Raw genomic sequence first — 13,371 nt, 5'->3', positions numbered from 1 at the left:
GATCCACGCGGCGGGCGTGCGGGGGCGTGCCGGGTGTGCCGCGCTCCCGGGGTGGCGGGGCGCATCGGGCCGTCGCCCATGCGGCGTGCGGGCTCCTCCGCGCAGCGGGGCTCCGCTGCGGCAGCGGGGCTCCTACGCCTTCACGGCGCCGCCTGCGCGTCCGCCAGCGGCGTCGGCCAGTCCTCGTGCCAGCGCAAGTCGTCCTCCAGCTGCGCCGCCAGCGAGATCAGCAGGGGCTCGCTGCCCTCGGGGCCGAGCAGCTGGGCGCCGACCGGCAGGCCGCCCGTGACGCGGCCCGCGGGCACGTTCACGCCGGGCCAGCCGAGCACGTTCCAGGGCCACGCGTACGGGCAGGCCGCGATCATCGCCTGGTCGGTGCGCCAGCCGCTGAGCGCGGCCAGGGTGCCCACCGGCGGGGGCGGGGTCGCCGTCGTCGGCGCGAGCACCACGTCGTACGTGTCGAAGACGGCCCCGACCCTGCGGTGCAGCGTCGCCTCCGCCCGCCGCGAGAGCCGCAGCGGCGCGCCGCCGAGCAGCCGCCCCAGGCGTGCGGCCTCCCGGGTGCGCGGGTCCAGGAGCGACGGGTCGGGCACTCGGCGCACCCAGTCCGCCACGCCCGCCGTGGCCCGCGGCACGAAGGCGAGCCCGATCTGGCCGTAGCGCGGGTCGGCCTCGGACACGTCGTGGCCCAGCGCCGCGAGCCGCTCCGCGAGCGCCACGACCTTGCCGCGCACCAGCGGGTGCAGCCGCTTCGGTGTCGCCGTGAACGGCATGCCGAGGGAGAGGGCGATCCGCAGCCGCCCCGGCTCCCGCGTGGCCGCGTCGGCGGCGCGGATCGGCGGCGGCTGGTGCAGGTCGTCCGCGTGGTTGCCGCTGGCCACGTCCAGGAGCAGGGCGGCGTCGGCGACGGTGCGCGCCAGCGGGCCGTTGACCGTGATGCCGTTGAAGGCCTCCGGCCACGGCCACGTCGAGATCCGCCCGCGCTGCGGCTTGATCCCGACGAGGTGCGTCCACGCAGCCGGGATCCGCACCGAGCCCGCGCCGTCCGAGCCGAGGGCCGCCGGGACCAGGCCCGCGGCGACCGCGGCCGCCGAGCCGCCCGACGAGCCGCCCGGCGTGTGCCCGGTGTGCCACGGATTGCGGGTGTCGCCGAAGGCCGGGCCCTCCGTGAACGGCCACTGCCCCAGCTCGCACGTGTTGGTCTTGCCGACGATGACGGCTCCGGCCGCCCGCAGTCTGCGCACCGCCTCCGCGTCCTCGGCCATCGGCGGGAAGTCCCCGGGGCAGCCGAACGCCGTGGGTTCGCCTGCCACGTCGGTGTCGTCCTTCACCGCCACCGGCACCCCGAGCAGCGGCAGCCGCCTGCCCGCCGCCAACTCCCGGTCGGCGGCCTCCGCTTCGGCCCTCGCGGCCTCGGCGCGCACCACCCGGAAGGCGTTGAGGCGGGGCTGCGCCGCCTCGATCCGGGCGAGCGCCCGCTCGGTCAACTCCCGTGCGGTCACCCGGCCTTCGGCGAGCACACGGGCGGTCTCCGCGAGTCCCGCGGAACGGTCGGCGGTCATGTGGGGGCACCTTCCAGGGGGGGCGGCTCGGCCGTGAGGTGGGGGAAGCGGGGCATCGGAGCGGGCGGGGGAGGGGCCGGGGGCCGACGGCCCGGTCGGGCATGTGACCGAACGGTAGCCTCCGGCGGCCCAACGCGGTATCCGGGCGGGGGAGTTCACGCCGCCCGCCGGGTGTGCCCCGCCCCCTCGGCGGCGCGCGGGGGAGGCGTGCGACGCTCCCCCAGGGCCGTGCGTGCGCCGTCGCAGGCGTGCGTGACAGGCCGCGCGACCAGGCACGACGGCGTGCGCGGCCGTGCCCCGCCGCCTGCCCGGCAGCGCCCCCGCGCCCGCCTGGGTGCGCCCCGGGGCCGTCTGGAAGGATTGCGAGGGTCATGGTGCAGATACCGAAGCAGCAGCCCGCGCCGGTCCCGGCGCCGGACGCGCCGAACTCCCCGCCCGACTCCGTGCCGCAGGGCACGCCGCACTCCGTCCCGACGAGCGCCGACGTCGCCCGCCTCGCGGGCGTCTCCCGCGCGACCGTCAGCTACGTCCTCAACAACACCAGCGCCGTCCGGATCAGCGAGCCCACCCGCCGCCGCGTCCACGCGGCCGCCAAAGAACTGGGGTACGTCCCGCACGCCGCCGCCCGCAGCCTGCGCGCCGGGCACAGCCGCATGGTCCTCATGCCGACCCCGCAGATCGCCGTCGGCCCGCTCTTCAGCGAGTTCATCAACGAACTCCAGTGGGCGCTCAGCCGGTTCGACTACACCGTGGTGCAGTACGGCAGCCTCGGCCTGACCGGCGAGGAGGCCGCCCGCGCCTGGGCGGAGCTGCGCCCCGTCGCCGTCCTCGCGCCCGACGCCATCGCGCTCGGCGCCCGCGGCGTCGCCGTGCTCAAACGCTCCGGCGCCAAAGCCGTCTTCACCCTCGGCCCGCAGCGGGCGGACGGCGCCCATGCCCTGCTCATGGACCAGCGCCTGGTCGGCCGCGCGGCCGCCGCGCACCTGCTGGCCCAGGGCCGGCGCCGCATCGGTGTCGTCGTCCCCGAGGAACCCGGCCTCGAAGCCTTCTCCCGGCCGCGCCTGGACGGCGTGCGCGCCGCCGCCCGCACCGTCGAGGGCTGTGCGGTGACCGAGCTGCCGCTCGCCTACACCGAGGACTCCGCGGCCCGCCTCGTCGACGGCTGGCGGTCGCTCGGCCTCGACGGGGTCTTCGCGTACAACGACGAGTACGCCATGCTCCTGATGCGCGCCCTCCAGGACGAGGGCGTCACCGTCCCCGACGACGTCGCCGTCGTCGGCGCCGACGACCTGATGCTGGCCCGGCTCCTGCGCCCGCGCCTGAGCAGCGTCCGCATCGAGCTGCCGTCGGGCCGCGGGCTCGCCGAGCTCGTCGACCGGGTGGTCCGGGAGCCGGGCGGGCGGCCCGAGGTGCACGACGTACTGGGGGCCAGCGTGGTGCACCGCGAGTCGAGCTGAGACGCGGCCCGCCGGAGCGGGCCGCGTCCGCACGCCCGCGAGAGCGCCCCCGAACCGCTCCTCCTGCTCCCTCCTACTGCTCCTGCTCCTTGGCCTGCTGCTCCGCCACGGACTTGCGCACCTCGTCCATGTCCAGCTTGCGGGCCTGGCCGATGACGTCCTCCAAGGCCTCCTGCGGCAGCGCGCCGGGCTGCGCGAACACCGCGACCTGATCGCGGACGATCATCAGCGTCGGGATCGACTGGATGCCGAACGCCGCCGCGAGCTCCGGCTGCGCCTCCGTGTCGACCTTGCCGAAGACCAGGTCCGGATTGGCCTCCGCGGCCTTCTCGTAGACCGGGGCGAACTGGCGGCAGGGCCCGCACCAGGACGCCCAGAAGTCGATCAGGACGAACTCGTTGTCCGTCATCGTCTGGTCGAAGTTTTCCTTCGTGAGCTCCACTGTCGTGCTGCTCATGGTTTTCTCTCTTCCTGATGAGGGCGAAGCCGTCGTGCACAACGGCCGGGGCGACGGCCGTATTCCGCGCGCGTACCCGTGTGGCCACACCGCACACCTGGGACCAGACTGTGCTCATGACGGATGCCACGGAAGCCAGCGAAACCATCACCTACGACGTCGTGGTCGTCGGCGCGGGACCGGTCGGTGAGAACGTCGCCGACCGCGTCCGCGCGCACGGCTTGAGCGCGGCGATCGTGGAGAGCGAACTCGTCGGCGGCGAGTGCTCGTACTGGGCCTGCATGCCCAGCAAGGCCCTGCTCCGCCCGGCCGTGGCCCGCGCCGACGCCCGCCGCGTACCGGGCCTTCGCCACCTCGTCGAAGGCGACCTCGACGCGGCCGCGGTGCTCGCCCACCGCGACTACTACACCTCGCACTGGAAGGACGACGGCCAGGTGGGCTGGCTCGGCTCCATCGGCGTGGACCTCTACCGCGGCCAGGGCCGTCTCGCGGGCACCCGGCAGGTCACGGTCACCGCCGGGGACGGCACGCTCCGGCGGCTCGTCGCCCGCCATGCCGTCGCCGTGTGCACCGGCAGCCGCGCCGTCGTCCCCGACCTGCCGGGCGTCGCCGAAGCCAAGCCCTGGACCAGCCGCGAGGCGACCAGCTCCGACCGGGTCCCCGGCCGCCTCGTCGTGGTGGGCGGCGGCGTGGTCGGCGTGGAGATGGCCACGGCGTGGCAGGCCCTCGGGTCGCGGGTGACGCTGCTCGTCCGGGGTGCGGGGCTGCTGCCCAAGATGGAGCCGTTCGCCGGGGAACTCGTCGCCGACGCGCTGCGCGAGGCGGGCGCCGACGTCCGCACGGACACCTCCGTGCGCGAGGTCCACCGCGAGGGCGCCACCCTCACGGTCACCCTCGACGACGGCGCCACCGTCGAGGCCGACGAGATCCTCTTCGCCACCGGCCGCGCCCCGCGCACGGACGACCTCGGCCTGGAGACGGTCGGCCTGGAGCCCGGCGCGTGGCTGACCGTCGACGACAGCTGCAAGGTGACGGGCAGCGACTGGCTGTACGCCGTCGGGGACGTGAACCACCGGGCGCTCCTCACCCACCAGGGCAAGTACCAGGCCCGGATCGCGGGCGCCGCCATCGCGGCCCGCGCCCGGAAGGTCCCCCTCCTGGAGACCGACCGCTGGGGCAGCCACAGCGCCACCGCCGACCACGACGCGGTCCCCCAGGTCGTCTTCACCGACCCCGAGGCCGCCTCCGCGGGCCTCACCCTCGCGGCCGCCGAGGCCGCCGGACACCGCGTCCGCGCCGTCGATCACGACCTCGCCTCGGTGGCGGGCTCCGGCCTCTACGCCGACGGCTACCGAGGCCGCGCCCGCATGGTCGTCGACCTCGACCGCGAGATCCTCCTCGGCGTCACCTTCGTCGGCCCCGGCGTCAGTGAACTCCTGCACTCCGCCACGGTCGCCATCGCCGCCGAGGTCCCCATCGAGCGGCTGTGGCACGCGGTCCCGGCGTACCCGACGATCAGCGAGGTGTGGCTGCGCCTCCTGGAGACGTACCGGGGCTGAGGGCCGCCCGAGGGGAACGGGCTGTCACCCGGCGCGGCGCACGCCGTGCCGGGCCTCCCACCGCTCGGCCGCCCGCCGCTTGCGCCGCAGCTCCGCGAGTTCCGCCTCGTCCTTGCCGCCCCAGACGCCCGACGTCTGCCCGGACCCCAGCGCGTACGCGAGACACTGGTCGATGACGGGGCAGCGCGCGCACACCCGCTTGGCCTCCTCCTGGTCCCGTTCGGCCGGTCCTGTGGTCCCCACCGGGAAGAACAGCTCGGGGTCGGCGTCCGCGCACGCGGCCCGGTGAATCCACTCCTGTCGCAGCGGTACCTCATCCATGGGGCGGCGGGTGCCCGGGGCGGCCCTGGGGAAACAACCCTGGTTTGACGTTTCCGCCGAGCGGTTACACGTGGACGTCCCGCCCTCGGCCCGGACCGCACGGCGGCCGGGGGCCCGCTGAGGAAGGAGCACGGCCGTGCCACGAGGGTCGAACGCCAAACGCGAGCGGCAGTACGAACACATCAAGGACAGCGCCGAGGAGCGCGGCGAGAAGCCGGCCCGGGCGCGGGAGATCGCGGCGCGCACCGTGAACAAGGAGCGGGCGCGCAGCGGCGAGGCCAAGACCGCGTCCCGTACGTCGACGAAGGACATCTCGTCGAGCCGCAGGGGAGGCCTGCGCTCGCACAGCGGCGCCCAGGGCCCGACCCGCGACCAGCTGTACGAGGAGGCCAAGCGGCGCGGCGTCAAGGGACGCTCGTCGATGAACAAGGCGCAGCTGGCGCGGGCCGTGGGGCGCTGAGACGGGGCGGGCGCGGTCCGGGACGAGGGCCGGCCGCTGTCCACGTCACTCGGGACAGCCGACGCCGCCCCGCGCACCCCGTACGCCCCTGCGTCACCCCCCGTCCGCGAGGATCCCCTCCAGATGCCGCAGCGCCGTCGTCACCCGGGCCGGATCCTGCTGGAAGAACGGGTCGTCCGGCACCGGCAGCGACCCGGCGAGGGCGATCCCGCGACCCCGTGCCCACATCGCGTCGTCGGCGCCGACGGCCTCGCGGAACGTCGCGCGGGCCGCCGCGGGCAGGAACATCCACGCCGGTATCAGGTCGCACGCGGGGTCGCCCACGGCCAGCGTGCCGAAGTCGATCACCCCGGTGAGGTGGCCGTCGACGGACAGGAGGTTGCCGGTGGCGAGGTCGCCGTGCAGCCACACCGGCGGCCGGTCCCACGCGGGGGCGGCCAGGGCCTGCTCCCACACGGCGGTGACCGCGTCCGTGTCGACCGTCCCGCGCAGCTTCGCGATCTTGGAGCGGACGAGGGAGTCGGCGGTCAGCGCGTCGCACTCGGCGCCGACCCGGGCGCCGCGGAAGGCGTTGCTCCACTGAGGTTCGGGCCCGCCCGTGGCGTCGATCGCCCGCAGCGCGGTCACGAACTCGCCGAGTTCCACGGCCGTCCGGCGCGGATCGGCCAGGCCGTCCGTCGTCGCGGGCTCGCCATCGAGCCACCGGCAGACCGACCACGGGAACGGATAGCCCTCGCCCGGTTTCCCGTGCGCCACGGGCCGGGACACGGCGAGCGGCAACTGCGGCGCGAGCCACGGAAGCCAGCGCTGCTCGCGCTCGACCTGCCCGACCCAGCGTTCGTAGCGCGGCAGCCGCACCGTCAGTTCGTCGCCCAGGCGGTACGTGACGTTGTCCATGCCCGAGCGCGGCACCGGCCGGATCGGCAGGTGCGACCACTGCGGGAACTGCGCGGTCAGCAGCCGCCGCACCAGCGCCTCGTCGATGCGGACGTCCCCGTCCTCGCCCTCGCCGTCGTCTTCCTCATGATCCTCGTGGTCTTCGAAGTCGTCGTGATCCTCGTACTCCTCGTACGCGAACGGCTTGCCGGTACCACCAGTTGACACGGACTCTCCTCGACGCGACTCGACCGGACACGGCCCGGCGGCCGTGGCCACCGGATCCGCGAAGACCTCATCCCACCCACCGGGCGATCCGTTGTCCACCGAGTTTCCGCACGCCACAGCCGTCCCGGTGACCTCACACGCACCGCCGCGCGCCACAATGTGGGTGCGGCCGAGGACACGGGCGGCACACGGATGACACGCGGGGACAGGAAAACGGGAGACGGATGAGTGGGACGGTGGCGGCGCCGCGCGACGGGTGGCCGGTCCTCGCCGCGGTGGCCGCGGGCGGTGCGGCCGGGGCGTCCGCCCGCTACGGCGCGGGCCTGCTGTGGCCGATGGCGCCGGGCGGCTTCCCCTGGACGACGTTCGCCGTCAACGCCGTGGGGTGCGCGCTCATCGGCGTCCTGATGGCGCTGATCGCCGCGGCCCGGACGCCCGTCCACCGCCTGGTCCGGCCGTTCCTCGGCACGGGGGTGCTCGGCGGCTTCACCACCTTCTCCACGTACGCGGTGGACACCGAGCGGCTCCTCGACGACGGTCACCTGGGCACGGGCCTGCTCCACCTGGCCCTGACGCCGCTGACCGCGCTCGCGGCGGTGGGGGCGGCGACGGTGGCGACGCGCCGGGCCCTGGCGACACCGCGGGTCCTGGCGGTGCGGCGGGTCCTGGCGGTGCGGCGGGTCCAGGCGGTGCGGCGGAAGGCGGGCAGACGGTGAACTGGCTGTGTGTGGTGGCGGGCGCGGCGATCGGCGCTCCGCTGCGGTACCTGACCGACCGGGGGACGCGCGCCCGGTTCGGCCCCGCCTTCCCCTGGGGCACGTTCGCCGTCAACGCGGTGGGCTGCCTCGTCCTCGGCCTCGTCACCGGCGCCGCGAGCGCGGGCGCGGCGTCCGCGCACACCCAGCTCTTCCTCGGCACCGGCCTGTGCGGAGCGCTGACGACGTACTCGACCTTCGGACACGAGACGTGGCGGCTGGCCGAGGGCCACCGTCCGCTGGCCGCCGCGGCGAACGTCGTTTGCAGCGTCGCGGTGGGGCTGGGCGCGGCATTCCTGGGGGTGGCGGGGGGCGAGGCGCTGTGGGGCTGAGGAACGACCTCCGACGCCCCGGCCCCCCTCTGGACCCGACTCGCCCCGACGCGCCAGGCCCTCAGCGGCCCCGCCCCAGCGCCGACGACACCTCCGCGGCCCACCGCCACGGCTGCGCGGTACCGCCCGGCTGCGAGTTGAAGTACTCCCAGCCCATGACGCCGCCCATGTCCGGGTACCTGGCGACCAGGCTGCGGATCGTCGCCTTCAGCCGGCTCGGCGCGACGTAGCCGCTGCCGCCGTTGGAGGGGTCGGTCAGGGTGCCCGCGATCACCTTGGACGCAGGTATCAGCCCGCGCCGGATCACCGCGGCGTAGCTCGCCGTGGACGCCATGCTGCCCCAGCCGTTGTAGAACTGCGCGTTGAACCAGGCGATGTCACCGCCCCGCTCGCGGTAGAGCCGCTCGTAGTCGAAGCCCGACAGGTTCCCGCCCCCGCTGAGGGCGGACCCCACCGGCGCGAGCGTGATCAGGAAGCCGGGCCCGAAGTCGGCGCGCAGCGCGTCGATGACGCGCTCGATGCCCGCGAGGGACATCCGCTCCTCCACGTCCAGGTCGACCCCGTCGAGCCCGTACCGCCGAATGAAGTCGCGCAACAGCGGGTAATACGTGTCGAATTCAGTGTCGAGCCGAGTGAAACTCCCCGGCGCCGCTCCGCCGACCATCGCAAGGACATGCACCCCCTGCCTCTGCATCTCCTTCAGATCCCGCCACATCTGGTCGTACTTCGCGGCCTCCGGCGGATCGTCGTTCACGTGCACGGGCGCGTAAGGCCCCTTGATGTCATTGAGATGCACCGCGGCCACCAGGACATCGGTCACCCCGGTCCCGTTCCTGGTCAGACCCAAGGGCGAGACGTAACTGCCGTTCGCGTACTGCGTCTGGTAGTACACGACGACCCGCTTGCCCCGCGCGGCACCGGGCGCGGCCGCGGCCGCCGCACCCGACGTCACCGTCAGGGCGAGGGCACCGAGAAGGACGCTCCGTCTCTTCATCCTGAACTCTCCTCCAGATTCACTGAATTACCGGGACAAGGCCGTTCCAGGTCCCGGCAATTCTGACGAGGGAGACGGGTTCAGGCTAGAGCTCGGCAAGAACTAATGCGCTTTAGTTCCCCGCGTGCGCTGCGGCTGCGCGCCGCGGCGGCGCGTCACGACCCCGCTGCCGCCGGTCCGCAGGGCGCGGCGGACAGCCGCGCCTATGTACGCTCGGTGGCCCTCGCCCACGCCGAGTCCCTGCGCCGCGCCGCCGAAGAGACCGTCCCGGCGCTGCCCGACGAGTGGTTCGCCGCGGCCGTGTTCAGCGACTTCACGCTGCGGCTCGCGCCCCATGAACTCGACGCGATGAAGGGCGAGGTGGCGGCTGTCATCGAGCGCTACCGCACCCGCCCGAGCGAGGCGGCCGACGCCGCCGACGTGTCGGTGCGCCTCCAGGCGTTTCCGCTCACCCAGGGTGCGGAGGGCGGCGCTTCGGCGGGAGCGGAGCAGGGTGGCGCTTCCGCGCGGGCGGAGCCTGGTGGTGCTTCGGCGGGAGCGGAGCAGGGTGGCGTTTCGGCGGGGGCCGAGCCTGGTGGTGCTTCAGCGGTCCGACGGCCGCCGGACTCGTCCTGCTCGCCGACGAGCGCGAGTGGGGCGCCGCGGCACTCGGCTGGATCCTGTCGGCCTTCAGTCTCGGCGGCGCCGCGACCGGCATGGCGCTCACCCTGATCCCCCGCGTACCGGGTGCCCACGGCACCCTGGTCGTCTCGCTTGCCCTCACCGCCGCCCTGGCCACAGTGCTCGGCCGCCTCCCGGACGCGGGCGCCGCCGTGGCGTGCGCGGCGACCCTCGGCGCGGTCTCGGGTGTGGGGATGGTGCTGGGCAACGCGCTGCTCCACAACGAGACCGAGCCCCGGTACTTGGGACGCGTCACCTCCGTGACGTCCCTGTGCACCCTGGGGCTCGGCCCGCTGCTCTTCCCCTTGGTCGGACTGATCGCCGCCGCATGGGGGACCGGCACGCTCTTCGCGGCGTGCGGCGGGGTGTGCGGGGCGGCGGCGGTGATCGCTCTGTCGCCCGCGCGCGGAGGAGGGCGACGATGAGGGAAGCCGTCCCGCGCCAACGCGGTACGGCTTCCTCGGGCCCATCGCTCCCTGATCGGGCATCCCGCGCCGAGCCCTAGCCCGCGAACTCTCCCGAGCCCTGGCCCGCGAACTCCCCCGCCAATGCCGCCGCCATCCGCAGATGCGGCGCCGCCTCGGCGTCCCGGCCCTGGCGTTCCAGGGTGCGGCCCAGCATCAGGTGGGCGTAGTTCTCGACGGGGTCGAGGTCCAGGACCGTGCGCAGTTCGGCCTCGGCGCGGCGGAGCTGCGCCGAGTGGTAGTAGGCGCGGGCCAGGAGCAGGCGCGGGGCGACCTGCTCGGGGACCTCGTCGGCGAGCGGGGCGAGGATGCGGGCCGCCGTCGTGTACTCCTTGGCGTCGAAGAACTGGCCCGCGCGCTCCCAGCGCTCGGCCGCGGTGCCGTGGTCGAAGTAGGTGAACTCCACTGTGTGCCTCCTTGGACACCTCCAACGGCAGCAGAAAGTTGAATATTCCATGACTGCTGTGGGGGGTCCGGTGGCATGCCCGGCCCGGGACGGGATATCGGATGTATCGGGTGACTCGTCGAAGAGCGGCTTCGGAGGGGGCGACGGGGTGGACAATGAGCCGACTCTCAGCACCCCGTCGCTGAGCGACATCCGTGGACGTGCCGCGACCGGCGGCACGTGACGGAACCAGTGGCAGCAGCGGACCTGACGTGAGCAGGCGGCGGTCGGCCGCCCGAGTAGTAGGGAGCACATGCGGTGAAGGACATCTGGGCCTATCCGCCCGGCAGCGGCCACCAGGGGGTGGGGCAGGAGCCCATGACGGGATTCACGGTCGAGGCGACCGACGGTGTCATCGGCCAGGTGGACCGGCACGTGGACCAGCCGGGTCGGCAGCACCTGGTCGTCGACACCGGAGTGTGGGTGTTCGGCAAGAGCGTGCTGATCCCGGCCGGGGCCGTCACCCGGATCGACCGCGAGGCCGGGACGGTGACGGTCGGGCACTCCAAGGACCAGGTCAAGGAGGCGCCGCAGTTCACCACCGACAGCGAGACCACGGACCCCGCGTATCTGAACGAGGTGGGCGCGTACTACGCCGCGCTCGACAGCGGCTCCGAGCTCTGACACCGGCGCCGCCGCACGGCGGCGGCGCCGGCCGGGCCCGGGTCGGGGAGTTGGCCTGTCCGCCCCGGCTGCTCAGGACTAAGTTGTGCCCTATGAGCAATCTTGATCGCGAGGCGGTGCCCGCGCTGTGCGGCGGCCGCGGGTTCGTCGTCGCGGAACCGGTGCGGGAACTCCTCAGCCCACGGCACGTGAAGCTCGGCGAGGCGACCGAGGTACGGCGACTGCTACCGAACCTCGGCCGCCGCATGGTCGGCGCCTGGTGCTTCGTCGATCACTACGGCCCCGACGACATCGCCGACGAGCCCGGCATGCAAGTGCCGCCGCACCCGCACATGGGCCTGCAGACGGTGAGCTGGCTGCACGAGGGCGAGGTCCTGCACCGGGACAGCACCGGCAGCCTGCAGACCATCCGCCCCCGCGAACTGGGCCTCATGACGTCGGGCAAGGCGATCTCCCACTCCGAGGAGAGCCCCAAGTCGCACGCCCGGCTGCTGCACGGAGCGCAGCTGTGGGTCGCCCTGCCGGACGCCCACCGCCACACCGAGGCGCACTTCGAGCACCACGCCGACCTGCCGGTCGTGACCGCGCCCGGCGTCAGCGCGAAGCTGCTCCTGGGCGCGATCGACGGGGCGGAGTCACCCGGTACGACGTACACGCCGATCGTCGGCGCGGACCTGTCCCTCGCGCAGGGAACGGACGTACGCCTTCCGCTGGAGCGCGACTTCGAGTACGCCGTCCTGTCCATGGCCGGCGAGGCCCACGTGGACGGAGTCCCCGTCCTCCCCGGCTCCATGCTGTACCTCGGCTGCGGACGCACCGAACTCCCCCTGCGCGCCGACTCCGACGCCAGCCTCATGCTCCTCGGCGGCGAGCCGTTCGAGGAGGAGCTGATCATGTGGTGGAACTTCATCGGGCGCACCCAGGAAGACATCGAGCGGGCGCGGGCCGACTGGATGACGGGGTCGCGGTTTGGTGAGGTGAAGGGGTACGACGGGGCACCCCTCCCGGCTCCCGCGCTGCCGCCGGTGCCGCTGAAGCCGCGGGGGCGCGTGCGCTGACCTGGGCGGACGTGGTGGGACGGCTGCTCGGGGCGATGCGTGAGGGCGCCCCTTGCGGTCGCCGTCGCTCCTTGGCGGAGGCTGCTTCTCTTTCGCTTGGTGTTCCTGGTGCGTCGCCGCTGTTGGTGCCAGCAATGTGACACGTGTTGGTTGCTGAGGCCCCGCAGAGCAGGCGTGGCAGGGGGCCTCAAGGTTCGCCAGCGGCGAGGTCCGCCATGCTGACTGCGGTGTCTGTGAGCGACTCGAATGCCCGCCGCGAGCAGGGCTGCTGCTCGGCTGCCCGCTACGGATCGGTCTCGAATGCCTGTGTGTTGGTCCCTGCTCCGTGGTGCCCACGGTGGTGCGAGGCCGCACTGCTCGTGAAGCGACCTGAACCATGATGTCAGCCTGTGTGCTGCGTCTTGATCGGCCGGTGTCAGATCCACGATGCCTCAAGAGCTGGGACTGAGCATGCTCCCTGTTTCCGGGTGAGGATGCTGTGACGGTTGGGGTGTTGACGTGTTGGATGTGAACCGGATGGACCGGGCGGATCGCCGTCGGCGCGGCAATTCGGATCCGCTCGATGCGCAGAACGCGGCGCGGGCCGCGCTGAGTGGGCGGGCGCGAGCCAGGGCCAAGACGGGCGATGGGCCGGTGCAACCGCCAGGATGTACAGACGCACGAAGCTGTCGGCCGTCAAAGCCCGTACCCAGGCCATCAATCGGCTCAAGGCCGTCCTCATCACTGCCGACCCAGCCCTACGGGAAGAACCGGCCGGACTGGGCAGTGCCGAACTCTTCCATACCTGTGCGGGGTTGCCCGACCTGAGCAGTCACGAGGAGGGCGACGAGGGGGCGGTGCTGCAGGCCACGCGGATCACGCTGGGGCTGCTGGCTCACCGGATCGGCCAGCTCTCCGAGCAGATCCGGGATGTGGACGCTCGTCTGGCCCGCCTCGTGGAATGTCATGCCCCGCAGCTGCTCGAGGTGGTGGGCCCGCAACGGCTGGGCAGCGAGGCGTCCTTCGTGTCCGGGCCGCCGCCGCGCCGCTCGATCAGCGGAGAGTGGACCGCAGCCCGGTGAACGTCTCCACCCACACCTGCTCGACCCTCACCACCCCTGGACGCGCGATTTGGCCCGC

16 protein-coding genes are annotated in these 13,371 nt (G+C 73.7%); 10 read left to right on the top strand and 6 right to left on the bottom strand.

What is annotated here, in order from left to right:
* Positions 1-140 precede the first annotated feature (140 nt).
* Positions 141-1,562, bottom strand: a complete 1,422-nt coding sequence (locus QUY26_RS04195) for an amidase (RefSeq protein ID WP_289943744.1) — start codon at positions 1,560-1,562, stop codon at positions 141-143.
* A 371-nt stretch (positions 1,563-1,933) separates the two neighbouring features.
* Between QUY26_RS04195 and QUY26_RS04190 the strand changes: the two genes are divergently transcribed.
* Entirely contained in the window at positions 1,934-3,019 is a 1,086-nt protein-coding gene (locus tag QUY26_RS04190; protein ID WP_289943743.1) for a LacI family DNA-binding transcriptional regulator, read from the top strand.
* Between the two features lie 73 nt (positions 3,020-3,092).
* On the opposite strand, the gene trxA is transcribed toward QUY26_RS04190, so the two are convergent.
* Complete coding sequence (gene trxA, locus QUY26_RS04185) at positions 3,093-3,476, bottom strand: thioredoxin (protein ID WP_289943742.1); 384 nt, start codon at positions 3,474-3,476, stop codon at positions 3,093-3,095.
* Between the two features lie 116 nt (positions 3,477-3,592).
* Here trxA and QUY26_RS04180 point away from each other — a divergent pair, with 116 nt between their 5' ends.
* A complete protein-coding gene (locus QUY26_RS04180; protein WP_289943741.1) occupies positions 3,593-5,035 on the top strand; it encodes a dihydrolipoyl dehydrogenase family protein in 1,443 nt (480 codons plus the stop codon).
* A gap of 24 nt (positions 5,036-5,059) precedes the next feature.
* On the opposite strand, the gene QUY26_RS04175 is transcribed toward QUY26_RS04180, so the two are convergent.
* Positions 5,060-5,356, bottom strand: coding sequence for a WhiB family transcriptional regulator (locus QUY26_RS04175; protein ID WP_289943740.1), 297 nt, complete (start codon positions 5,354-5,356; stop codon positions 5,060-5,062).
* Between the two features lie 136 nt (positions 5,357-5,492).
* Between QUY26_RS04175 and QUY26_RS04170 the strand changes: the two genes are divergently transcribed.
* Entirely contained in the window at positions 5,493-5,816 is a 324-nt protein-coding gene (locus tag QUY26_RS04170; RefSeq protein WP_289943739.1) for a plasmid stabilization protein, read from the top strand.
* Positions 5,817-5,909: 93 nt separating this feature from the next.
* Here the strand turns inward: QUY26_RS04170 and QUY26_RS04165 are convergent, their stop codons facing one another.
* Positions 5,910-6,920: an aminoglycoside phosphotransferase family protein gene (locus tag QUY26_RS04165; protein WP_289943738.1), complete on the bottom strand. Its 1,011-nt coding sequence runs from the start codon at positions 6,918-6,920 to the stop codon at positions 5,910-5,912.
* Between the two features lie 224 nt (positions 6,921-7,144).
* Here QUY26_RS04165 and QUY26_RS04160 point away from each other — a divergent pair, with 224 nt between their 5' ends.
* On the top strand, positions 7,145-7,636 hold the full coding sequence (locus tag QUY26_RS04160; protein ID WP_289943737.1) for a fluoride efflux transporter FluC: 492 nt from the start codon (positions 7,145-7,147) through the stop codon (positions 7,634-7,636).
* Positions 7,633-8,007, top strand: a complete 375-nt coding sequence (crcB, locus tag QUY26_RS04155) for a fluoride efflux transporter CrcB (RefSeq protein WP_289943736.1) — start codon at positions 7,633-7,635, stop codon at positions 8,005-8,007. Before QUY26_RS04160 ends, crcB begins: the two co-directional genes overlap by 4 nt.
* Positions 8,008-8,068: 61 nt before the next feature.
* Here the strand turns inward: crcB and QUY26_RS04150 are convergent, their stop codons facing one another.
* Positions 8,069-9,001, bottom strand: coding sequence for a glycosyl hydrolase family 18 protein (locus QUY26_RS04150; protein ID WP_289943735.1), 933 nt, complete (start codon positions 8,999-9,001; stop codon positions 8,069-8,071).
* A gap of 105 nt (positions 9,002-9,106) precedes the next feature.
* On the opposite strand from QUY26_RS04150, the gene QUY26_RS04145 reads away from it, so the two are divergent.
* Entirely contained in the window at positions 9,107-9,712 is a 606-nt protein-coding gene (locus QUY26_RS04145; RefSeq protein WP_289943734.1) for a hypothetical protein, read from the top strand.
* Positions 9,697-10,086, top strand: coding sequence for a hypothetical protein (locus tag QUY26_RS04140; RefSeq protein ID WP_289943733.1), 390 nt, complete (start codon positions 9,697-9,699; stop codon positions 10,084-10,086). The genes QUY26_RS04145 and QUY26_RS04140 overlap by 16 nt, the downstream gene beginning before the upstream one ends.
* Before the next feature lie 76 nt (positions 10,087-10,162).
* On the opposite strand, the gene QUY26_RS04135 is transcribed toward QUY26_RS04140, so the two are convergent.
* Positions 10,163-10,531, bottom strand: a complete 369-nt coding sequence (locus tag QUY26_RS04135) for a tetratricopeptide repeat protein (protein ID WP_289943732.1) — start codon at positions 10,529-10,531, stop codon at positions 10,163-10,165.
* A 297-nt stretch (positions 10,532-10,828) separates the two neighbouring features.
* Here QUY26_RS04135 and QUY26_RS04130 point away from each other — a divergent pair, with 297 nt between their 5' ends.
* The 3 genes from QUY26_RS04130 (at position 10,829) to QUY26_RS04120 (ending at position 13,313) form a co-directional block, all read left to right on the top strand.
* On the top strand, positions 10,829-11,194 hold the full coding sequence (locus QUY26_RS04130) for a PRC-barrel domain containing protein (RefSeq protein WP_289943731.1): 366 nt from the start codon (positions 10,829-10,831) through the stop codon (positions 11,192-11,194).
* Between the two features lie 92 nt (positions 11,195-11,286).
* Positions 11,287-12,252, top strand: a complete 966-nt coding sequence (locus tag QUY26_RS04125; protein WP_289943730.1) for a pirin family protein — start codon at positions 11,287-11,289, stop codon at positions 12,250-12,252.
* A 647-nt stretch (positions 12,253-12,899) separates the two neighbouring features.
* Positions 12,900-13,313 carry a hypothetical protein gene (locus tag QUY26_RS04120; protein WP_289943729.1) on the top strand — a complete coding sequence of 138 codons (414 nt, stop codon included), beginning with the start codon at positions 12,900-12,902 and terminating at the stop codon, positions 13,311-13,313.
* Positions 13,314-13,371 lie beyond the last annotated feature (58 nt).

The organism is Streptomyces flavofungini (assembly GCF_030388665.1).
Lineage (GTDB): Bacteria > Actinomycetota > Actinomycetes > Streptomycetales > Streptomycetaceae > Streptomyces > Streptomyces flavofungini_A.
This window is presented reverse-complemented; position numbering and strand designations above follow the sequence as displayed.

Excerpts from the sequence above, each read along its gene's own strand:
- QUY26_RS04195 (WP_289943744.1), bottom strand. The coding sequence starts at position 1,562 with ATGACCGCCGACCGTTCCGCGGGACTCGCGGAGACCGCCCGTGTGCTC.
- QUY26_RS04190 (WP_289943743.1), top strand. The coding sequence starts at position 1,934 with ATGGTGCAGATACCGAAGCAGCAGCCCGCGCCGGTCCCGGCGCCGGAC.
- trxA (WP_289943742.1), bottom strand. The coding sequence starts at position 3,476 with ATGAGCAGCACGACAGTGGAGCTCACGAAGGAAAACTTCGACCAGACG.
- QUY26_RS04180 (WP_289943741.1), top strand. The coding sequence starts at position 3,593 with ATGACGGATGCCACGGAAGCCAGCGAAACCATCACCTACGACGTCGTG.
- QUY26_RS04175 (WP_289943740.1), bottom strand. The coding sequence starts at position 5,356 with ATGGATGAGGTACCGCTGCGACAGGAGTGGATTCACCGGGCCGCGTGC.
- QUY26_RS04160 (WP_289943737.1), top strand. The coding sequence starts at position 7,145 with ATGAGTGGGACGGTGGCGGCGCCGCGCGACGGGTGGCCGGTCCTCGCC.
- QUY26_RS04150 (WP_289943735.1), bottom strand. The coding sequence starts at position 9,001 with ATGAAGAGACGGAGCGTCCTTCTCGGTGCCCTCGCCCTGACGGTGACG.
- QUY26_RS04145 (WP_289943734.1), top strand. The coding sequence starts at position 9,107 with ATGCGCTTTAGTTCCCCGCGTGCGCTGCGGCTGCGCGCCGCGGCGGCG.
- QUY26_RS04140 (WP_289943733.1), top strand. The coding sequence starts at position 9,697 with ATGGCGCTCACCCTGATCCCCCGCGTACCGGGTGCCCACGGCACCCTG.
- QUY26_RS04125 (WP_289943730.1), top strand. The coding sequence starts at position 11,287 with ATGAGCAATCTTGATCGCGAGGCGGTGCCCGCGCTGTGCGGCGGCCGC.
- QUY26_RS04120 (WP_289943729.1), top strand. The coding sequence starts at position 12,900 with ATGTACAGACGCACGAAGCTGTCGGCCGTCAAAGCCCGTACCCAGGCC.